A 22,036-nucleotide genomic window follows, 5' to 3' on the forward strand; every position below is an offset into this window, starting at 1 on the left:
GTTTTTATTCTAGGTTTAGCTTGCCAAAGCAATAACAATCCTAATATTTTAATCTTGCAATATGCAAAGTTAAATACAATTTTTCCGCCTGACTTAAATCTTTTTTATAAATTTTTTGAACATGTTTTTCTATATTTTTTACACATTCAAATGCTTCTGGATATCTTTCAATAACGATGTCAAATAATATATCATCTCTTTTAGCTTCTTTTTCACCAAACATCAGCCGCTTTGCAAAAAACTTTAAATGTGTCACAAAACGATGATAGTCTAGAGAATCCTCATCAAATGATATCTTCAAATGATATCTCACAATATTAAGTGTTTCTTGAATAATTTTGGTAATTTGAGTTACTTCTTCCATTTCACTATTAAGTTCAGCATTGACAAAATGTAGAGCAATAAAACCAACTTCATCTTCTGATAAATTAACCATTAATTTTTGGTTAATTATTTTCAAAGCTTCTGCTGCGATCTTATATTCCTCTTGATAAAATTGCCTAATCTCCCATAAAAGCGGATTTTGAACATTAATTCCTTGTAAATATCTCTCTATAGCATAGTTTATATGATCAGTAAGAGTTATATATATTCCATCATTTAACTCTTTATCCAATCCTTTCCGTGCAAAATCAATAATTTCATCAGTAACATTAAGAACATTGACTGGAATATCCTTAATCAATTCAAGGAAGCGATTGTTTTGTTTATCATTTTTTAAATAAAATTGTTTTTCAATCATTTCATCTGGAACAACTTCTCCCCGTGATTTTTGATATGCAATACCTCTTCCCATAAGAATAATTTCATTATGATTTTCGTCAAGTGAGCTTACAATATTATTATTAATAATTTTATGAATTATCATAAGACACCTCCTTTTTTGCATAGAAAAAGCCAAACTCAAATAATATATATAAGAAATATATATCCATCAAAGTTTAGCCTAATTGAATAGTAACAATCTTTGTAATTTTATGATAGCACTTCCAAAATTAATTGTCAATTACCAATCATATATATCAAAAATTAGTTGTTAATCCCTTGATGCGGCACAAACGAACTATCTGTAATTGCCTCAAAGCGATAACCACGTGCTTTATAATTTTCAATTATTGCCGGTAGAGCCTGAACAGTTGTTGATTTGGCAGCTGTATCATGAAATAAAATATTAATGTTATTTGCTTTGCTTGATGTAGCATTAGCAATTAACTTGCTGACTGCTACATTATTTCCTGAAGCATCTGTAGAATCGCCATTCCAATCATAATATTGATAACCGCGATTGATTAATTCCCTTGACAATACAGTCATAATACCTGGACAATATTTACGTGATACCGTATTTGAAGAACCTCCAGGAAAGCGTACATATTTGGGTACAAACCCAATTATATCCTTCACCATATTACCGACTTTTGTTAAATCGTCAAAATAAGCTTCTGGTGAAGCATAAACAGTTTTATAGTCATGACTATATGTATGCAACGCTATTGTATGTCCTTTATCATGAGCAGTTTTAATTAAATGATTATAAGGTTTATTATTCCCAGTAACAAAGAATGTCGCCTTTGCTCCATAAACATCTAAAATATCTAAAATCTTTTGGGTATTAGCTGATGGACCATCATCAAAAGTTAAATAAACGATTTTATCACTTGTTTGATTATTGCTTCCAATTGCTTTCTTTTCAATTACTTTAATTTCACGCTGCTTTTCTATTTTGTTTCCAGAACGATCTATCCCTATATAAATAAGTGTATAAGTTCCCTCTTTTTGAATATTCACATTACTAGAATCAACCGTTAATTTTGGTTCGGGATCACGGTTATCACTAATGCTGACACCACTATTATAATCTGTTTTTGCCCCTATCACGATCGTCAAAGGCTCTAACCCTGTAATTTGGGGTGGCTCACTATCTTTAGTAACCTTGACTTTTCCCTTCTTTTCAGTTACATTATTTCCTTTATCCTTAACCTGAATAATTACTTCAACAGTTCCCTCTTTACTAAAATCATAATCTTCTTTAAAAGAAACTTCAGTTTTTGTTGCATCATTAATATTTGTTGCCATACTTGCAGGATCAACTTTCATTCCTAAATCAATATCAAGATCAACAACATCAAACTGTGGTTTTTTAGTATCAACTATCTCGATCGTTGCTTCATATTTTTTATCTTTATATATATAGATTACTGGATATCTTCCCAACTTATTATAATCTATTTTAGAAATATCAGCTTTTACATCTTTAACATTTCCATTGCGTACGCTTGCGATATTTTTCATCACATCATAACTATCATTAATCTCGACTTTGATAATATCCGCTTTAAAGACTATCGGTGAGCGGGTTAAAAAATATGTTGCTACTCCACCAACTATTATGACTAGTAATACTGATACAATTACAATCTTATTTCCTATAGTTAAATTTTTAATTTTTTTCATTATATCTTTCCCTTAACTAATTTATATACTTTTAGTATATGTCAAACCTCAGTATTTTACAATCTTTGTCAATAAAACTATTTATAAAAATCAACTAAATAAAAAATACTTATCTATAATCAGATAAGTATTTAATCATTATTAATCAATAATAGCACGGACATTAATAATTCCATTTGCCGACTCAATCCGCTCAATAATATCAGGTCGAACTTCATCATTTGTATCAATTAGTGTATATGCATATTCACCACGAGAGCGATTAACCATATTTTCAATATTCAAATTATGATCAGCAAATAATTTAGAAATATTTGCTAAAATATTAGGAACATTTTTATTAATAATACATAATCTTGTTTTAGACATTCTTGCTTGATTGACTCCTGGGAAGTTTACTGAATTAATGATATTTCCGTTTTCTAAATATTCACAAACTTCTTCAACCGCCATCTTTGCACAATTATCTTCTGATTCTGGTGTACTTGCACCCAAATGTGGAAGAATAATAATATTTTCTTGTCCAATTAATTCTGGTGCAGCGAAATCACTAATATATTTATTAATTTTACCGCTTGCAACATTAGCTAATAAATCTTCATTATTAACTAAATCACCACGAGCAAAATTTAAAATTCTGACACCGGTTTTCATCTGTGCAAATGCTTCTTTGTTCATGAAACCTTTTGTTTCTTTAGTACTAGGTACATGGATTGTAATATAGTCACATTCTTGATAAATTTCTTCTAAAGAAGCTGCATGACGAGCATGCTTAGATAAAGCCCAGGCCGCATTTACGCCAATATACGGATCATAACCTTTTACTTTCATTCCTAATTTAATAGCTGCATTGGCAACATTTACTCCAATAGCACCTAAGCCAATTACCCCTAAAGTTTTTCCTTCAATTTCTGGTCCAACAAAATTACTTTTACCTTTTTCTGCTGTTTTAGCAATATCCTGATCGTCTTTTAGACCATCAATCCAACGAATACTTTCAACAATTTTTCTTGAAGAGAGAAATAATCCACATAATACAAGTTCTTTAACAGCGTTAGCATTTGCTCCCGGTGTATTAAATACAACAATTCCTTTTTCACTACAATCATCAAGTGGAATATTATTTACTCCTGCTCCTGCTCTTGCAATAGCTTTTAGATTTTCCCCAAAATCATATTCATGTAAAGAAGCTGATCTAACCAAAATAGCATCTTCATTAGTCATTTCTTCGCTATAAGCATAATTTTCGTCAAATCCATCTAATCCTACTTTAGATATTTTATTTAATAATTTTATGTTATACATAATTATTCTCCTATTTGTTCGCTGCTTCAAAATCTCTCATGAAAGCAACTAATTTTTCAACACCTTCTAATGACATAGCATTATAGATAGATGCTCTAATTCCCCCAACTGAACGGTGACCTTTTAAATTAGTCATACCCGCGGCAATACTTTCCTTAACAAACTTAGCATCAAGATCTTTGTTTGGTGTAGTAAAAGTAACATTCATTAAAGAACGATTATCTTTATCACTATGTGCGATATAGAAATCACTACTATCAAGATAATCATAAAGAAGATTAGCTTTTTTAATATTTCTTTCTTGCATAACTTCAAGTCCACCCATACTATCGATCCATTCCAAAACTAGTCCTAATACATAAATCGCATAAGCCGGCGGAGTATTATACATTGAATCATTTTCAATCATCAATTTATAATCTAATAATACTGGTGTTGTCGCAGCAACTTTTTGTAATAAATCTTCTTTAATAATTGCTACTCCTAATCCAGCGATCCCCATATTTTTTTGTGCACCTGCATAAATCATTCCAAACTTTGAAACATCCACTGGTTTTGATAAAATATTTGATGACATATCCGCAATTACAGGAACACCATTAGTTTCTGGAATATATTTCCATTCAGTTCCGTAAATTGTATTATTTGCACATAAATGAACATAAGATGCTTCAGGATCTAATTTCAATTCGTCTTGAGTTGGAATATGTTTAAAATTGTTTTCACTTCCGTCATAAGCAATATTAATTTCCCCAAATTTTTTTGCTTCGGCTGCAGCTTTTTTACTAAAAGCTCCAGTTACAACATAATCAGCTTTACCATTTTTTAATAAGTTTAATGGAACCATTGAAAATTGTTGTGTTGCTCCCCCTTGGATAAACACAATTTTGTAATCATCAGGGATATTCATTACTTTCTTTAATAACCATTTTGTTTTTTCAAAAATGTCTAAGTAGGAAGAGGATCTATGACTCATCTCCATAACACTCATCCCACTATTTTCATAGTTCAACATTTGTTTAGCAGCTTTTTCTAAAACTGGCTCAGGCAACATTGAAGGACCTGCAGAAAAATTCAGTACTCTCTTTTCAGTCATATATATACCTTTCCTTTCTTGTATGTGAAGTCTATTATATTGTATACAATCTAATTTGTAAAGGGATTTTGTAAAAAATTGTATACAATTATACATCGTTTCATAAAAAAGCTATTTTTCTTAGTAATTATCAGTTTCATTATATGCTGGAACATTTGATAAATTCACGATATTTTAACTACATTTACGATAAAATAAATTGAATTAAATACATTTCTAAGATATGATGAAAAGGTACATATAGGAGAGAAAAAATGAAAAGAAAAAAACTAAAATTGAAAAAACAAGCTTACTTTGTTATTGGTGGCCTCGTCATCCTAGCTGCCCTTATACTATACCTTATTTTATGTTTAGTAACAGGGGGAGACAATTTTGTTTCAAATACAACTATCAATGGTATTAAAGTTGGTAATATGAATAAAGAAGAAGCACGTAAGGCTATAGAACAACAATATCAAAATGATTTAAATCCCCCTACTTTAACTTTATTACTCGATCAACAAGAATACCCAGTTGATTTAACTGATAATCTTACATTCGATAGTAAAAAAGCTGTAGATAAAATTTCTAAACAGTCTAATAGTTCATTCTTCAGACGAGGATATAACTATTTGTTTAATCATGATTATACAGTTGGGGTAAAAATAAAAAATAAAGATCTTTTAAATGAAAAAATTACTAATAGTCAAATTCTAAATTATAGTACTTTGACTCCTACTAACTATGAACTTAAAGATGATAAAATTATTTTCACTAAAGGAAAATCCGGTAAAACAGCAGAATTAGAATCAGTTTTCAATACAATTAATAAGGCATTAAATAATTATGATTTTAAAGGGAAAATTAAATATTCTCCAGTAGAACATAAACTTAATGATGAAGAAATAAAACTAATTCATGAAAATTTATCAAAGGAAGCTAAAAATGCTACTCTAGATAAAAATAACAATTATGAAATCATCGATAGCCAAGTAGGTGCTAAATTTGATTTAGAAGATGCTGTTGCTAAATACAATAAAACTACTGAAGGTAAACAGTTTACCCTAAATGCTACGATCATTAAACCTGAAATAACCAAAGAAATGTTAGAACAAAATTTATTTAAAGATGTTTTAGGTGAATATGCGACTAACGTCAGCGGTACTTCAGTTCGTAAAAATAATGTTAAACTTTCTGGTGATAAATGCAATGGAGTTATTTTATTGCCAGGTGAGGAATTCTCTTATAATAATGTTGTTGGCAAAAGAACGAAAGAAAATGGTTTCGGTGAAGCTGCAGCCTATTTAAATGGAGAGACTGTGCAAGAAGTTGGAGGTGGAATCTGTCAGACATCATCAACTTTGTATAATGCTGTATTGTACGCTAATCTAAAGATTACTGAGCGGACTAATCATACTTTTGTTTCTGGCTATGTTCCAATCGGTCGTGATGCTACAGTATCTTGGGGTGGCCCTGATTTTAAATTTAAAAATGACCAGGCTTATCCTATTAAGATCATCGCTTCTTATGAAAATAGTCGTCTAACAACTAAAATTTTAGGTACTAATGTTAATAATATTCGTGTTGAGCTAAAAAGTCAAAAACTTGCTTCAACTAATTATAATACTAAATATGAAGACGATCCTACATTACCCGAAGGACAGACAAAAGTAAAACAAAAAGGAACTCCAGGTAGTAAAGCAAAATCATGGCGTTATGTTTATGATGCTAATGGCAATTTAATTTCATCAAATGAAGAAGCATATAGTGTATATAAAGGACATGAGGAAATTATTTTAAGAGGTACTATGAAAATAACTGAACCAGCTACGCCTGCACCAACTGAACCTACAACTCCAGCACAACCAGAAACGCCTACCATTCCCAATAATGAAACATCGTAGAATCTTAAATTAAATACTGGTGGAATTTTTCCACCTTTTTCTATAATTAAAAAGATTATTACATAAAATAATAATCTTTTTAATTATTTTATTTTTGTGCAATCTTCCACTTTTTTAAACAATACTGATATATCTCTTGTTCTGAAATCATTAACGAAGCACTGGCTAGATTTATTTCCATATTCTTACCATTCTTTTCAAGAATTATCAGAAAATAAAAAGGCTCATGGTGCAGCTGAATTTCCGCAACCTTCTGCCATAAAATCACTTTTTTCCATAGCCTATAAGAAGTGATACCATCTTTATCAATTACAAACTTTTTCATTCCAAAAAATATCAATTCTAATAATTCAATAGTTCCAACTATTACAATTACCAAAGAAAAGAACTCTAGCACCCCAAATATAAATAAACAAAATATCATGATAGCTGATGATACATTCGAAATAAATCCTGAAGCTACTATTGGAATGCTTATCATAATTAATGAAAATGGAATTATGGATAAAATAAGAATAGTTGTTAAAATCATATCTTTTCTAATAATAATTCTTTCCACTTCTTTTATCCTTTCCACCATTCAAGTCATTACATTAAAACATACTTTATTTTCTGTAAACTTGAAAATAATTAAATATTGTTTACGAATACAAATATCAGGGTTTGTATTCGAGTGTTTTGTAATATAAAGTATTTCTTTTTAGGAAGCAAAGTAGACTTTTTCTCACATAGAATATATAATTAAATAAACAAACTTAAATAAGATATTTTCTTAATTTTCACAAATATTATGATTGAAAAAAACAGGAAAAAAGGTCTACATTTTTTCCTGTTTTTACTTAAATAACTTTATTTATATTGATTCATAATCCTTTACCCATCTAGTAAAGGTATGATTATTTGTACTTAAACGACGCGAAGCTTCAGCTTTGCTGATTACATTTTTTCGCCATAAATAATAAATTTCTTCAAAATCGTCGGGAATCGTTAATTTTGGTCTTCCAAATCGTACGCCTCTACGTTTAGCTTCACGAATTCCCTCGGCTTGTCTTTGACGTGTATTTTCGCGTTCTATTTGAGCAACATAAGAAAGCACTTGCAATACTAAGTCTGCAATAAATTTACCCGTAATTCCATCATGCTTTTCACGTGTATCTAATAAAGGAAAATCAATTACCACAATATCTACTCCGATTTTCTTGACAATATAACGCCACTGTTCAATGATTTCATCATAATCACGTCCAAGACGATCAATTGATTTAATGTATAAAATATCTCCCTGTTTTAAAACCTGAAGAAGTTTTTGATAATGAGGACGATTAAAATCTTTACCGGACTGATAATCAATATAAAGCTGGCTCCCTGTAAGTCCAACCTCTTTTAAAGCTGTAATCTGCCTATCAACATTTTGGTCTTTACTTGATACCCGTATATATCCATATTTGTTATATTCCATTCTATATTTTCCTCCTCGAGTAAAAATTATGGCATAGGGAAAGTTAGAATGCTATAAATGGCTAATTATTTAGGGATTCTTTGCATCTTACATCGTCAGCAGTGATAAATCCATTTTTATAATCGTAATACGATAAAATTAAAACAGAAACAATAATCAACAAATTATCGCTTCTGTTTAACTAATAAAATTTAATTTATAATTATAACATCGTCTTTTCATAAATATCAGCAATGTTAGTTCCAACATGATCTGGTTGATGAGCATCACTTGCTGTAATCATCGATACTCCATGTTCTTTTAATATCTTTAACAATTCTTCGCTTAATCCCATATCTTTATGATTATAACGATAATAACATCCTGTATTATTTTCAGCTTTTACATTATGTTCAACCAACAAATCAGCTAACTGATGATAAGTTGGTGTTAAATCATAGGTTGGATAATAATTAAACATTTTTATTGTATCTGGATGTGCTAATTGCGTAAATAAATCAGACTTAACCAATGAAAAAATCAATTCATAATAATCACGATAAATATCATCAACATCAAATTTATTCCATAAAATATCTTTAGAGAAATTCATGTCATATAATCTGCCATTAATTGAGTGTATTGCCCCAACAACAAAATCATAATTATGGTTAGCTAATACTTCTCCAATCTTCTTTTCATGTTTAGGCACGTAGCATACTTCTAAACCAAATGTAACTTCAATCGGCAAATCTAATGCTTTAACTTCCTCAATTAATTTATCATAATCATCTAAAGTATCCTTAAATTTCATTGCTTTATTCTCTAGCCATTTTTTTTGCAATGGCTCTTCTTTTAATTCTGTATAAATCTCTTCAAACTCTTTAAAACGATGTGTGTGATCTAAAATTTGAATCTTTGTCAAACCTTTTTTAACAGCTGCATCAACAAACTTTAATACATATTCTTTATTTAGATCCCCATATTCTAAATGCATATGTCCGTCAATCATCTTTATCACCCCTTCTTTTTTTATGATTATATGCAATTCTTAAAAAAAAGTACAGTAATAAAATAAAAAAAGGAGCCAGGGGAGACTCCTTATAGGATGGATGAGTTTTTGGGAGAGGGAATCATCCATCATTTAAGTTGTAAAATATATATGAGGGGATTAATATATTTTACATATTATTATGGTTTGTCTTTCGACACTATTATCCTAGCACCGCTCTATGAATTAAATGTGAACCGTATAATTTTTTAAAATAAAAAAGGAGCCAGGGGAGACTCCTTATAGGATGGATGAGTTTTTGGGAGAGGGAATCATCCATCATTCAGGTTGTAAAACATATATGAGGGGATTAATATATTTTACATATTATTATGGTTTGTCTTTCGACACTATTATCCTAGCATCACTCTATGAATTAAATGTGAACTAATCTAAAACAAATAATTAGAAATTTTATCCTTCGATTATTTGATCCAACCATGCACCCTACAAGCATTATAAATTCCATCACTAGTATTGCGATCAGTTATATAATCCGCTTTAGCTTTTAATTCATCACAGGCATTACCCATCGCAATTCGATAGAAACGTTCATCAAACATAACAAGATCATTATAATCATCTCCAAATACTACAACATCATCAATATTTCCTTTTATCATCGCAATCATATCAACTATTCCCTGCTTTTTATCATCTGGCTGAAACATTAAATATTCTTGTTCAAAACGTAATGAACCTAACGTATCTTTTAATGTTAATCGTGTTTCTTCACTAGCTGGAATAGAAATATAAATTTTATAAATATTTTCTAAATTATGATAATTTATTTCACTATCAATTGTATAACGTGTTGGTTCTTTTCGATAACCTGCTTGTTTTAAAAATAACGTATTTTTACTGTATACATCAATACTATCAAATGGAGCTATTAGGATTCCATAGCCTAAATTTTCTGCTTCATCAATAACAGCCAATGCTTTTTGCCGATCCAATGGTGCATTTTTTACTAACTGATGATTTATGACAAGACCATTACCACCATTACAAACCATATTATTTAAACCAACTTCTTTAAGAAAGTTTTTAGCTTTATAATAAGCGCGTCCCGTTGCAATAGCTACAAAATTACCATTTTCTTGTAATTTATCTAGGGCTTCTTGGGCACTTGGAACAATTTTTCCAGTTGTATTATCCGTCAAAGTTCCATCGATATCAAAAAATATATATTTCATATCATTCTTCTCCAATTTCTTTAAAGAATCCATAAATAACAGCTCCACAAAGACTTCCTGCTAATAAAGCAACAATATATCTAAAAGGATGCGCTATTAATGGTAATACAAAGATTCCACCATGAGGAATTCTAATTCCACAATTATAAAGCATTGAAAAACCACCAGCTACTGCTGAAGCAACAATGCAAGCTAATGTTACTAAGCGGGGGTCTTTTTGAACAAAAGGAATTGTCCCTTCAGAAATAAACATTAAGCCTTTTAAGTAATTTTGACAACCTAGTTTACGTTCAGTTAATGTAAATTTATTTCTAAAGAAAGTTGTACTAATTGCAATTGCTAATGGCGGTACCATTCCGCCGGCCATTACAGCAGCCATAACATCAAAGTTACCTTCAACAATTTGAGCTATTCCAAAAAGATAAGCAATTTTATTAACTGGGCCACCCATGTCAACAGACATCATTCCCCCAACAATAACTCCTAAAATTAGTTTATAAACAATATCCATACTACCAATAAATACACTAATAGTCTGATTTAGACTTCCAACATAAGGACTAATCAAATATGATAAAACACCCGTAATCATGACCCCAAAAATCGGATATATTACTGTTGGCTTTATACCATCTAAACATTCTGGCAATTTACGACAAATTTTTTGTAATAAAATTACAACATATCCACCAATAAAGCCCGCTATGATTGCACCTAAAATACCAGGACTAGGCATATTTTGTAGATACATATTATTTAATAACATTGCAGCCCCGCCAGCAAGAGCTACTGCAAATCCCTGCTGACTTGCAATTGCCTGACCAATAAAGCCAGCAAATAAAGCAACGATCATCCCATTAACGGTTATCCCCAGAATATAACTGTTACTTAGCCAAATACTATCATAAATTTGTTTGATTCCAAATAAATTATAACTTGCTGCTAATGAAGCAATTGAAATCAATGCTCCCGATCCAATAATGATTGGCAATATTTTACTTAAAGCATCTGTCAATTGGGTATATAATTTTCGCCAAATTCCCTCATTGGCAGAACTACTAACCACTTTATCTCCTTGATGATGATAAATTTCTACATTACCATTTATTGCTTGCGACAATAACTCCTCTGCTTTATTAATTCCATCAGCTACTTTAGTTATAATTACAGGCCGACCATCAAAACGTGACATCTCCACTTGTTTATCTGCTGCCACAATAATACATCGTGCCTTACTGATTTCTTCAGCCGTAAGAACATTTTTAGGCCCTGTTGCCCCATTTGTCTCTACTTTAAATAATATGTTCATTTCTTTAGCTTTTGCTTCTAAACTTTCTGCTGCCATAAAAGTATGAGCAATTCCAGTAGGACATGCGGTAACTGCTAAAACTTCATAATTAGTACCGTCAGTTTCTTCTTTTACTTTCACTATTTCATTTTCTTTATCATCAATTAATCTTAAAAATTCCACTGCATCACTAGCATTAATTAAATTTTCTTTAAAATCATTATCCATTAACATCCCGGATAATCTTGCTAATGTTTCCAAATGAATGTTACCACCATCAACTGGGGCTGCAATCATAAAAAACAACCGTGCTGGTTGACTATCTAATGATTGATAATCCACACCATCTTTAACTATCATTACTGCTAGTCCAGGTTTTTTTACTGCTGCTACTTGGGCATGCGGGATTGCAATTCCTTCTCCAATTCCCGTTGTACTTTGAGCTTCGCGAGCTAAAATACCTTTTTTAAAGGCTAGTTTATCACTAATATTTCCAGTACCCACCATTAAATCAACTAAGTGATCGATCGCTTCTTCTTTATTAGCAACTTCCCCATTCATATCAATTCCCTGCAGACATAATAAATCTGTAATTTTCATTATTCATCCTCACTTATTGTTTTTAATAATTCATCTATTTTTTCTTTTGATGCCAAATCTTCACTGAATGCAGTTGCACTACCAGTAGCTGTAGCCTGTTTTAAAGCCGTTTTGAAATCATTTGTCTTAATATAACCGTAAATAAATCCAGCGACCATACTATCACCCGCCCCAACTGAATTTTTAACCTCACCTTTAGGAGCAGATGTTATATGTACATCATTATTTTGATCGACTAATACTGCTCCATCTCCGGCCATCGAAACTAACACATTTTTAGCTCCCATTGTTTGTAATTTCTTAGCATAAACAACGACATCTTCTTTATTTTTAATTTCAACATTAAAAATTTCAGCTAATTCATGATTATTTGGCTTAATCAAAAATGGATGATGCTTTAGACAGTTCATCAATAAATTATTAGTTGCATCGACTACGATCAAAACATTTTTTGATTTTACATATTCCATAATTTTTTCATATATATCATCCGGCATACTGCCTGGAATACTTCCAGATAAAACTAGAATATCACCATCTTTTAAATTATCTAACTTACCTAATAATGCTTGAACTTGTGCATCTTTAATTTGTGGTCCCATCCCATTAATTTCAGTTTCATTATCAGATTTCATCTTCACGTTGATTCTTGATAATCCGGCAACTTCAACAAAATCAGTTTTTAATCCTTTAGCTTCTAATCCCTCTTTGATTGCTTTGCCAGTAAATCCTGCGATAAATCCTAACGCCGTACTTTTTTCACCTAAAGTTTTTAAAACGTTAGAAACATTAATTCCTTTACCACCAAAAAACATGTTTTCTTGTTTTGTTCTATTGACAATTCCGGTTTCAAAATTATCTACTTTAATTACATAATCAATTGCTGGGTTTAACGTTACTGTATATATCATCTTAATTTTCTCCTTAAGTTAATTTTTAATCCACTCTTAGTATATACTTAGGTGTATTCTCCGTCAAATTAATGAGTCAATATTTATTTTCAAATAAAGAAATTTAATCTTATAATTTTAATTATTTAAACTTAATAATAATTTTAACTCCATTAACAAGCTTCTTACAAAAACAATTGAAATCACCTTATATTTATGATATCTTTTACATAGTTAGTCATTGCTAACTATGTAAAAGGAGTGATTATATGCCATCAACTGCATTATTATTTGAATCTAAACTTGTTACTTTTTGTAGTCCTACTTTATTAAAAATGAAAGCTGGAAATATTTTTAATATTAGCAATGAGTTCAATGAATTAGAAGAGTGTTTAAATTATTACAACCAACTATGCAATCAAAGAGGAATATACATTTCGATTATTCATGAAAATAATAATTCAAAAATGATTTATGTTTATCAAAAAGAAAAATTAAATAACCTTTTTAATAACCATAAATTTAGAGCTGTTCTAAATAATTATCATTACCCTTATCAAGATATCGACAGTCTAATAAATTGGCTAAAGATTAGAATGAATAGTAGTGAATTTCCTCATGAAATCGGTTTGTTTTTGGGGTACCCTTTGACTGATGTTAAAGGGTTTATCAACGGTGCTGATTATAAATATATTGGATATTGGAAAGTATATAGCCATGTTCCCCAAACCCTCTGTACTTTTGACCGATATAAAAAATGCACACAAGAATTAAAAAGACGTTTTTGTCAAGGAGAACGAATTGAACAATTATTAGCCCATGTTTAAAATAAAAACTATGACCGGTTATTTTGACATGAGTCATAGCTTTTATAATTATATTAAAAATCACAATTTCATTTTTTTTCGATATGCAGTTGGCGTCATTTTATATTTTGCTTTAAATCTTTTAAAAAAATAACTATTATTCTCGTATCCTACAGCTGTGATAATGTCATTGATTGATAGTTTTGTATCCCTCAATAGTTCTTCAGCACGATAAAATTTACGACTTTGCAATAATTCTTTAAAATTCCGTTGAGTTTGTTGTTTGATTAGCTTGCTTAAAGCATAAACTGGCTGATTTAGAATTTGTGCAATTTCATTCAAAGTCGCATGTTTGTAATTATCGGTAATATAATCAACAACTGTCTCTACTAAAAGTTCTTCAAATTCCTTGGTCGTCCCTTTCTTTGTTCGAGCAATATATTTAGTCAAGTATAAAAATAATAATCCCATTGTAATTTGATGTTCGTGACGAAATTCAGATTCACTCTGCAATAATGAATAGATTATATTTTCCATTAGATTTTGAATTTGAAGAATATCAGCAACTTTAAACAGTAAATATTCGCCACGACATTCATCTTGTTTTAAAATATTTATTAAAAAATCACCAATAATATTATTATATCCAATCATTGTATAAACCATATCAAAAAACTCTGGCAAAATCATTAAATTAATAGCAATGTCATCAGCTGAAGCTTTTTTTATTTCATGCCAAGAATGCTGATTCAATAATAAGATTTCTCCTTGTCGTAAAACTACTTTTTTATTATCAATAATATGAGTAATTGAGCCTTGGCATACATACATCATTTCGATATAGTTATGACGATGCAAGGGGAAGTCAGCAAAACGAGTATGGGTTCTAACTGAAATCAAAGTTTGTTTATCCAGCATTTTTTTACTTTCAACAATAAACTGATCATTACCAGTATAAATTGATTTTTGAATATTTACTTTATTATTTAAGATTGCCTGTTCTTCAGCAGTTATTATTTTCAGCTGTTCCAAAAGGCTTTGATTCATATTTATCTTCCCCCTTTTATTTATGATAACTTTGTAAATTCTAAAACGCAATCGATTTAAACTAAAATAAAGATTATTTAAATTATTAATTAAATAATCTTTATTTTCAAACATGATTAACCACCAGCATTAAAAGAGAGGTTTTAATCAATGATAAATAACTGGAGATATTTTTGATTGTTGGTCAAAAAACACATAGTTAATCAAGACAATATTTTATTTATCAAATAAAAATTTTTCTGGTAGAACAACATTAAAATCTTTAGCTAACAATCTAAAATTAGCTGGTGAGATAGTCTGTAATTTAGTTGATGACATCGATAACATTTTGACTAAAATTGCAGCTGATTTTTCAACTGTATGAGCAAGACCGAAAGTAATATCAAAGTCGCTTCCTGCACAAAAGATACCATGATGAGCCCAGATTGCCACGTCATATTTTTTCATTAATTCAGATGTTGCGATGGCAATATCACGACCTCCAGGAACCATCCAAGGGACTACCCCTACACCATCAGGAAAAACAACTGGACATTCAGTCGCCATTTCCCATAACTCCCGAGTAAATATCTCATCTTTTAATGGTAAAATAAATGTTAAAGCAATTACATTAGTAGCATGACAATGATAAATGACACGATAATTTTCATTCTTTAATTTTTTTACTTCATGATTCATTAAGTGTGATGGCAATTCGCTAGTTGGTTTTCCACCATTAATAAGTCCCCAACAAATCTTATAATTCTCACCACGAGTATCAATTTTAATAATACCTATACTATCTAATGGATCAATATCAACATTTCTAAAAAATTTACCTGAACCAGTTACTAAAAAATATTCATTAGCTAAAGCTGGAACACTCGTCCCAATCGGATAATCCTCAGTTGTTTCATCTAACCCTTCTCTTATTAAAGCGATTTCACCTACTTTAATTCGATAGGTAAGATTTCCACCATTTCGCTCATGCCAGCCTAACTTATAGCCGTCGCTGCACATTCTCATAAAACCTTGAATAAATTGTGTTTTTAAGATTTCCATTATTTTACTCCTATTTTCTATTTACTAAAACTTCATGTTCATATTTTTTAATTTCTTTAAACCACTCTAGACCTTCAGGTACTTGAGTAATTTTACAAATATAGTTCCATACATCACCCAATGGGTATAATTTCAATTCTTCTTGTAGCGCCATGATTTTTGTAAAATCACCTTCAGACTGCATTTTTTTCAAATCATCAAATGGGATTAATAAGGCATTTAATAAAGCTTTTTGCATATTTCTCATTCCTACTGTCCAAGCACTAATACGATTGATGCTTGCATCAAAAAAATCTAAACCAACTAATACTCGATCTAAGGCATCGTTACGAACAATTTCTTTAGCAATCTCTTTTGTTTCATCATCAAATAATACAACATGATCACTATCCCAGCGAACTGGTCTAGTTACATGCAAAGCTACTTTTTGATTAAATAACAACATTGCAGATAGTTTATCAGATACTACTTCAGTAGGATGATAATGTCCATTATCCATCAGTGGCAAGATTCCTCTTGTTTGAGCATAATTAATCGTAAATTCACTAGACCCAACAGTATACGATTCCATCCCAATTCCAAATACTTTTGATTCTAAACAAACCAATACTTTTTCTTTATCATAATCAATTGATAAAATTTCATCTAATGATTCCATAAAATGTTGCCGTGGTCCTAAACGATCAGCGGGAATATCTTTTAATCCATCAGGAATCCAAATATTCATTAGACATGGGCTATTTAATTCTTTAGCAAAATATTCAGAAATACGAATACAAGCCTTACAATGTCTGATCCAAAATTCACGAATTTCTTTATCCGGATTAGATAATGTTAGACCCTCAGCTTTAGGATGAGAAAAAATCGTTGGATTAAAATCTAGCCCCAATCCTCTTTCTTTGGCAAACTCTACCCATTTAATAAAATGCTTAGGTTCGATTTGATCACGATCTACCACTTCACCATTTTCAAAAATGGCATAACTCGCATGAAGATTAATTCTATGTTTACCTGGGACTAATGATAATACTTTATCAATATCAGCCATTAGTTCTTCGGGCGTTCTAGCCTTTCCTGGATAATTACCGGTTGTTTGAATGCCTCCCGACAACGTCCCCGCTCCATCAAATCCAACTACATCATCACCTTGCCAACAATGCATAGAAATGGGAAAATTAAGTAATTTTCTTATTGCTAAATCGGTATCAACACCAACTTTTTTATAAATTTCTCTAGCACTTTTATATCTTTCAACTACATTCATTTTTATTTTTCCTCCTTATACTTTTTAATTTCAAACGAATTTTTAATACATTTACGTGCTTCAACAAGTGAAGCAAAAACTTGATTATTAAGCATTTGAACAACTATATTACCAGTTGCAGTTGCTTCTACCGGTCCCGTATAAATTACTTTACCAGTAGCTTTTGCTGTTAATTCATTTAAATACTCAGCATTCCCGCCACCACCAACAATATAGATTGCTTCATATTTTTTTCTTGTTAGCATTTCAATTTCTTCAATTGTAGCTGCATAACTTATTGCAAGACTCTGATAAATCACATTTGCCAGTTCTCCAGCAGTTTTAGGTATCGGCTGATTAGAATTTTGACAATAATCTTGGATTGCTTTAATCATTGAATCTGGTGATAAAAAACAGCAATCATTTACATCTACACGTGAAGGAAAATTTTGATTGGCTTTTGCCATCTGGCAAAGCTCATTAAAACTTAACGTTTCTTCTAGCTCACGACGCAATGATTGAATCATCCAAAGTCCCATAATGTTTTTTAAATATCTAAAACGATGATTATAACCACCTTCGTTTGTAAAATTAGCTTGCATACTCTCCAATGAACAATCTGCAATATTTCGTTCCATTCCCATTAACGACCATGTTCCTGAGGAAATATAAATAAAATCTTCTCGAAGAGCTGGAACGCTTACTACTGCTGAAGCAGTATCGTGACTGGCTGTGGCAATAACTTTTGTATCAAAACCTACACTTTCTTGAACAATATCTGTTAAATTACCTATTATGGTGCCTGGTTCAATGATTTCTTTAAACATAGTTTGTGGATATCCTAGCTGTTCGATTAATTCACGATCCCAATTTCTAGTATTTGAACTCACTAATTGAGTAGTCGAGGCATTAGTATATTCACAAACCTGCCTACCTGTTAACAAGTAACTAAAGTAATCAGGAATCATCAGCATCGAAGAAACTTGGGTTAAAATTTCAGGCGTATACTTTTTTACAGCCATTAATTGATAAAGTGTATTAAATAACTGTTTTTGAATTCCTGTTCGCTCATACAGTTCTTCCGCCGAAACTATTTTATAGACTTCTTGATCAATATTGTCAGTACGGTGATCACGATAAGAAATAGCATTGCCAATTCGTTTACCATGCCTATCTAAAAAGATATAATCAACTGCCCAAGTATCAATTGCCATACTAAGTGGTATTTTATCTAATTCTTTGCATTTTTTCATTCCCGCAATGATTTCATGAAACAAATAATCAACATCCCAAGATAAATGCTCATCAATCACTCTAATATTATTTTCAAAACGATGTATTTCTTCCAAAACAAGTTTACCATTTTGATAACTTCCTAAAATATGTCTTCCGCTCGAAGCACCAATATCTACTGCCAAATAGTATTCCATCTTATACTTTCCTCCTCTATTACACCCATATTATAAATTTAACCTGTCCTCATTTTAAGGACGATACTTGTCTAAAAAAGTGTCTTTATTTGCAAAATAAAATAGAAAGGCCAAATTACCTTTCTATAAAAATTACTGTTGTTAACATTAATGAATGTAATTTGAAATTAAATTAAGTTTTTATCTCTATTTACAATAACCTCATCGTCAACATTTTTCGTATAGAACTTGAGTGTTCCCGTGATTCCCATTGGTTCAAGTGCCAAAAACTGTGACATTGCATCATGCTGATTACGAGCTAATGTGTTGATAACAATTATTTCAAACGAGTTTTCACCAATTTCAAGATATTCACTTATATCAAATAAATATTCTGGAGCTATTTTGACTCCCGCTAACTTTCCATTAACGATTACTTCAACAATTTCATATGCTTCACTAATTTCTAATAAAACATCTTTAGTTATAAATGAATATCTAAAATGATACTTGACAGCACCCGAAAAACACGGATAACGATTCATTAAATTAGTGTTTAAATCAGCTTTAAAATTTACTCGATATTTAGTTTCGTTAAATGCTCTTAAAGAAATCTCAACATCATTTACATTTCCTAACTCACTTTTTTTCGCTGGTATCAAATCATTACTCTTACCACTTACTAAAATAAGCGATTGATATGGTGCTAAATGCAGATTAAAAATCTGTTGCTGCCCTTCAATTTTACTAGCAAATTTATAAGTTTGATTACTAAAGGCATCATATATCATTAATGATTGGTCTGTTTTAAGCATTATCTGACTATTAATATCAGAATAAATACTTTCATTATTAAACATATATATATCACCATCATCATGTTGATAATGATAAAAAACTAGTTTCTCTTCCATATGATCAATTAAAATTTCTGAGTAATCATTTAGTTCTCTAGGTAATTCTTGAAGTGACAGCACTAGTGCACCTTCAACTTCCTCATCTTCAGGAAAAGCATCAATAAAAATAACTTTACTTTTTAAGCGCTTGATTGTCTGTAATAAACAATCTGGTAATCTTTTAGCATACGGAACTACTAAGACTTCAAAATCATAGCCATTGATTTGATAAACATCTTCTTTAATCATCGCTTCCATCAAATAATCTTCACTAATAACATTGCAATCAATTTGATTTTGTTGTAAAACTTTTAATACTTTTTGAATTAACATATAGTCCCCAGACCATTCTGCAAAAGCATGATATAAAACTCCAACTTTACAGATTTGATGTCCATCACTCATTAAATTACATAATCGGTTAGCATAGTTAGCAAAATAATGAAAATATGGATATTGTGGATTATTTCCATGTGCATAAAAATGCGGTGGACAATCCCAATCAGGAAATTCCTTAGGGTCAAATGCATGTGGCACAATTAAATTAACTCCATGACTAATCATATGATCAGTTATCCACTTCATCATTTTCAATCCTTCAACCCAGCCATAAGCTCCAAATGCCTCGCACATCAAACGACCATTTTTATTTTTATCTAATTTTGCTGCAGAAGCACCTAATTTACACAGTGCATAATGATAAAATTCTCCATCACTGCCACCAGTCGAAAAAGCTGTGTGATGATAATCCATTCCAGGAACAATCTGTCCTCCGATAATATCGATCCCCGCCATTGTTTGACCAGCAATGCTCCGGAAATAGTGACCTGCCCCATAACCTAAACGGCTATGAGCATTATTATCTTCAATTACATGTCCAACATAGTCAATTTCTTTTTCTTTACACCAGTTTCCTATAACCTGACTAAAATTTTCACTATACAAATTAGAAATGATATTCATATAAGCATAGCGTACCATATTAGCTGTACTGCTCATCCCTTGAAATAATAAAACAAGGTTATTTAAATCAAAATCTATCTCCTTTAACTTCATTAAAACATTTTCATTCCATGGCAAAGGCATATTATAACGACCAATTGAAGCGTTAGGTCCTTTAGTATTACCAAAACGGGGTTCATCAGAAAAAAAACCAACGATAGTTTTACCAAACTCATGATAATAATGATCATAATGCTTTTGATATACTTCATCAATCAATACTTGAGTGGCCTCTTTTTTCATCGGATCTAAGTATTCTTCCGTAACCGCTTCATCTCCTACCATTGTTACATATAAAACAAAAATACTATAATTAACATTATTTTCTAATGATACAGTCAACACATTATCCTTAACCTGATTTGTTATATCAATCAAATCAGTTTCATTAAAACCATCTTTTACAGAAATATCATTTTTTGCTAAAACAACTCTAAAAATTTGATCCTGCTGGTGCCTTTTATTATTCATAAAAGTACGCATATCAACAATCGGTTTCAAATTAAGCTGCGCAAACTTTTGATTCCCCGCTATATCATAACGACGATAATTTAAGTATCTTTTCCTCAATGCTTCTGGTACTTTACCATTGGCATAACCTGTTGGAAATCTAGCATCGTCTAAGATCCATATCTTCATATCATTCTCTTTAGCCTTTTCAATAATAAAATCTAAAGATTGCCACCAGCCTTTTTCTAAAAATGCTGGATGAGGTCTTGATTCAATACAAAAGTCATTAATTCCCTGCTCTTTCATTTTGGTAATATATTCGTCAATTTTATTATTAGATTCCCCATGTTGCCAAAAAAAAGGAAATAAATTATGATAGCTGGAACTATTTAAATTTTTTTCTACTACTCTCATAAATTCCTCCTTAATTAGCTATACATCTAATCATAACACTATCTAAATCAACATTACTTTCAAGATTATCTAAGCTGATTTGATAGTCACTAGAATTTGTAACTACCATCATTGTAATCATATTAAGTCCACTTTTTAACATATACGTCTGGTCAACTTTAATAATCGGCTCACCTTCAAATACTTTTTGCCCAATCTCTTTTATTTTAATAAAACCAGCACCATTTAGAGTAACCGTTTCTAGACCAATATGTACCAAGATTTCAACACCATGTGTGTCACGAATGCCAAATGCATGTAAAGTATCTGCAACTAGAATCAACTCACCTGTAACCGGTGCACAAATATCACTACCACTAAATTTAAATGCAACGCCTTCTCCCATTAATTTAGTTGCAAAAGTATCATCAGGAACTGATTCAATTGAGACACTTTTTCCAACCACCGGAGCTTTTATTTCAATTTGTTGTTTCTTTTTTTTAAATCTAAACATTTTTTCTCCTCATAGAACTAATCTTCTAGGAAAC

At 30.8% G+C, this 22,036-nt stretch carries 18 protein-coding genes; 2 read left to right on the forward strand and 16 right to left on the reverse strand.

The window, feature by feature from the left end:
• Positions 1-40 precede the first annotated feature (40 nt).
• The 4 genes from licT to serC all read right to left on the reverse strand — a co-directional run bounded on the left by licT (position 41) and on the right by serC (position 4,855).
• The gene (gene licT / locus KTF99_RS01990) at positions 41-868 is read right to left on the reverse strand and encodes a BglG family transcription antiterminator LicT (RefSeq protein ID WP_029481669.1); all 828 of its coding nucleotides are present in this window, start codon (positions 866-868) and stop codon (positions 41-43) included.
• A 161-nt stretch (positions 869-1,029) separates the two neighbouring features.
• Complete coding sequence (locus KTF99_RS01995) at positions 1,030-2,454, reverse strand: polysaccharide deacetylase (protein WP_118143363.1); 1,425 nt, start codon at positions 2,452-2,454, stop codon at positions 1,030-1,032.
• A gap of 141 nt (positions 2,455-2,595) precedes the next feature.
• Positions 2,596-3,759, reverse strand: coding sequence for a phosphoglycerate dehydrogenase (locus KTF99_RS02000; protein WP_003538622.1), 1,164 nt, complete (start codon positions 3,757-3,759; stop codon positions 2,596-2,598).
• Positions 3,760-3,769: 10 nt separating this feature from the next.
• A complete protein-coding gene (gene serC, locus KTF99_RS02005) occupies positions 3,770-4,855 on the reverse strand; it encodes a 3-phosphoserine/phosphohydroxythreonine transaminase (RefSeq protein ID WP_029481673.1) in 1,086 nt (361 codons plus the stop codon).
• 254 nt (positions 4,856-5,109) lie between these two features.
• Here serC and KTF99_RS02010 point away from each other — a divergent pair, with 254 nt between their 5' ends.
• Complete coding sequence (locus KTF99_RS02010; RefSeq protein ID WP_003538625.1) at positions 5,110-6,738, forward strand: VanW family protein; 1,629 nt, start codon at positions 5,110-5,112, stop codon at positions 6,736-6,738.
• Between the two features lie 88 nt (positions 6,739-6,826).
• Here the strand turns inward: KTF99_RS02010 and KTF99_RS02015 are convergent, their stop codons facing one another.
• The 6 genes from KTF99_RS02015 to pfkB form a co-directional block, all read right to left on the reverse strand.
• Positions 6,827-7,318, reverse strand: coding sequence for a hypothetical protein (locus KTF99_RS02015; protein WP_003538627.1), 492 nt, complete (start codon positions 7,316-7,318; stop codon positions 6,827-6,829).
• A 273-nt stretch (positions 7,319-7,591) separates the two neighbouring features.
• Positions 7,592-8,197, reverse strand: a complete 606-nt coding sequence (locus KTF99_RS02020) for a recombinase family protein (RefSeq protein WP_003538629.1) — start codon at positions 8,195-8,197, stop codon at positions 7,592-7,594.
• A 202-nt stretch (positions 8,198-8,399) separates the two neighbouring features.
• Entirely contained in the window at positions 8,400-9,188 is a 789-nt protein-coding gene (locus KTF99_RS02025; RefSeq protein WP_003538631.1) for a PHP domain-containing protein, read from the reverse strand.
• Positions 9,189-9,652: 464 nt separating this feature from the next.
• Positions 9,653-10,423 (reverse strand): HAD-IIB family hydrolase, encoded by a 771-nt coding sequence (locus tag KTF99_RS02030; RefSeq protein WP_009008764.1) that lies wholly within the window; start codon positions 10,421-10,423, stop codon positions 9,653-9,655.
• A 1-nt stretch (position 10,424) separates the two neighbouring features.
• The gene (locus KTF99_RS02035; protein WP_003538643.1) at positions 10,425-12,311 is read right to left on the reverse strand and encodes a PTS fructose transporter subunit IIABC; all 1,887 of its coding nucleotides are present in this window, start codon (positions 12,309-12,311) and stop codon (positions 10,425-10,427) included.
• Positions 12,311-13,222, reverse strand: a complete 912-nt coding sequence (gene pfkB / locus KTF99_RS02040) for a 1-phosphofructokinase (protein ID WP_003538645.1) — start codon at positions 13,220-13,222, stop codon at positions 12,311-12,313. Before pfkB ends, KTF99_RS02035 begins: the two co-directional genes overlap by 1 nt.
• Before the next feature lie 248 nt (positions 13,223-13,470).
• Between pfkB and KTF99_RS02045 the strand changes: the two genes are divergently transcribed.
• The gene (locus tag KTF99_RS02045) at positions 13,471-14,028 is read left to right on the forward strand and encodes a DUF3793 family protein (protein WP_003538648.1); all 558 of its coding nucleotides are present in this window, start codon (positions 13,471-13,473) and stop codon (positions 14,026-14,028) included.
• Between the two features lie 60 nt (positions 14,029-14,088).
• On the opposite strand, the gene KTF99_RS02050 is transcribed toward KTF99_RS02045, so the two are convergent.
• The 6 genes from KTF99_RS02050 to KTF99_RS02075 form a co-directional block, all read right to left on the reverse strand.
• A complete protein-coding gene (locus tag KTF99_RS02050; protein ID WP_029481676.1) occupies positions 14,089-15,054 on the reverse strand; it encodes an AraC family transcriptional regulator in 966 nt (321 codons plus the stop codon).
• Positions 15,055-15,270: 216 nt separating this feature from the next.
• Positions 15,271-16,095, reverse strand: a complete 825-nt coding sequence (gene rhaD / locus KTF99_RS02055) for a rhamnulose-1-phosphate aldolase (protein WP_029481678.1) — start codon at positions 16,093-16,095, stop codon at positions 15,271-15,273.
• Positions 16,096-16,105: 10 nt separating this feature from the next.
• Positions 16,106-17,359 (reverse strand): L-rhamnose isomerase, encoded by a 1,254-nt coding sequence (locus KTF99_RS02060; RefSeq protein ID WP_029481679.1) that lies wholly within the window; start codon positions 17,357-17,359, stop codon positions 16,106-16,108.
• A gap of 2 nt (positions 17,360-17,361) precedes the next feature.
• Positions 17,362-18,768, reverse strand: coding sequence for a rhamnulokinase (gene rhaB / locus KTF99_RS02065; protein WP_008792125.1), 1,407 nt, complete (start codon positions 18,766-18,768; stop codon positions 17,362-17,364).
• Positions 18,769-18,935: 167 nt separating this feature from the next.
• The gene (locus tag KTF99_RS02070) at positions 18,936-21,509 is read right to left on the reverse strand and encodes a hypothetical protein (RefSeq protein WP_118232375.1); all 2,574 of its coding nucleotides are present in this window, start codon (positions 21,507-21,509) and stop codon (positions 18,936-18,938) included.
• Between the two features lie 10 nt (positions 21,510-21,519).
• Entirely contained in the window at positions 21,520-22,002 is a 483-nt protein-coding gene (locus KTF99_RS02075; RefSeq protein ID WP_008792127.1) for a PTS sugar transporter subunit IIA, read from the reverse strand.
• Positions 22,003-22,036 lie beyond the last annotated feature (34 nt).

The sequence above is a fragment of the Erysipelatoclostridium sp. MSK.7.34 genome, assembly GCF_019041935.1.
GTDB lineage: Bacteria > Bacillota_I > Bacilli_A > Erysipelotrichales > Coprobacillaceae > Thomasclavelia > Thomasclavelia ramosa.

Coding starts and splice junctions, on each gene's coding strand:
- rhaB (WP_008792125.1), bottom strand. CDS start 18,768: ATGGAATACTATTTGGCAGTAGATATTGGTGCTTCGAGCGGAAGACAT.
- KTF99_RS02070 (WP_118232375.1), bottom strand. CDS start 21,509: ATGAGAGTAGTAGAAAAAAATTTAAATAGTTCCAGCTATCATAATTTA.
- rhaD (WP_029481678.1), bottom strand. CDS start 16,095: ATGGAAATCTTAAAAACACAATTTATTCAAGGTTTTATGAGAATGTGC.
- KTF99_RS02020 (WP_003538629.1), bottom strand. CDS start 8,197: ATGGAATATAACAAATATGGATATATACGGGTATCAAGTAAAGACCAA.
- KTF99_RS02025 (WP_003538631.1), bottom strand. CDS start 9,188: ATGATTGACGGACATATGCATTTAGAATATGGGGATCTAAATAAAGAA.
- pfkB (WP_003538645.1), bottom strand. CDS start 13,222: ATGATATATACAGTAACGTTAAACCCAGCAATTGATTATGTAATTAAA.
- KTF99_RS02075 (WP_008792127.1), bottom strand. CDS start 22,002: ATGTTTAGATTTAAAAAAAAGAAACAACAAATTGAAATAAAAGCTCCG.
- KTF99_RS02030 (WP_009008764.1), bottom strand. CDS start 10,423: ATGAAATATATATTTTTTGATATCGATGGAACTTTGACGGATAATACA.
- KTF99_RS02045 (WP_003538648.1), top strand. CDS start 13,471: ATGCCATCAACTGCATTATTATTTGAATCTAAACTTGTTACTTTTTGT.
- KTF99_RS02000 (WP_003538622.1), bottom strand. CDS start 3,759: ATGTATAACATAAAATTATTAAATAAAATATCTAAAGTAGGATTAGAT.
- KTF99_RS02060 (WP_029481679.1), bottom strand. CDS start 17,359: ATGAATGTAGTTGAAAGATATAAAAGTGCTAGAGAAATTTATAAAAAA.
- KTF99_RS02010 (WP_003538625.1), top strand. CDS start 5,110: ATGAAAAGAAAAAAACTAAAATTGAAAAAACAAGCTTACTTTGTTATT.
- KTF99_RS02050 (WP_029481676.1), bottom strand. CDS start 15,054: ATGAATCAAAGCCTTTTGGAACAGCTGAAAATAATAACTGCTGAAGAA.
- KTF99_RS02015 (WP_003538627.1), bottom strand. CDS start 7,318: ATGGTGGAAAGGATAAAAGAAGTGGAAAGAATTATTATTAGAAAAGAT.
- licT (WP_029481669.1), bottom strand. CDS start 868: ATGATAATTCATAAAATTATTAATAATAATATTGTAAGCTCACTTGAC.
- serC (WP_029481673.1), bottom strand. CDS start 4,855: ATGACTGAAAAGAGAGTACTGAATTTTTCTGCAGGTCCTTCAATGTTG.
- KTF99_RS01995 (WP_118143363.1), bottom strand. CDS start 2,454: ATGAAAAAAATTAAAAATTTAACTATAGGAAATAAGATTGTAATTGTA.
- KTF99_RS02035 (WP_003538643.1), bottom strand. CDS start 12,311: ATGAAAATTACAGATTTATTATGTCTGCAGGGAATTGATATGAATGGG.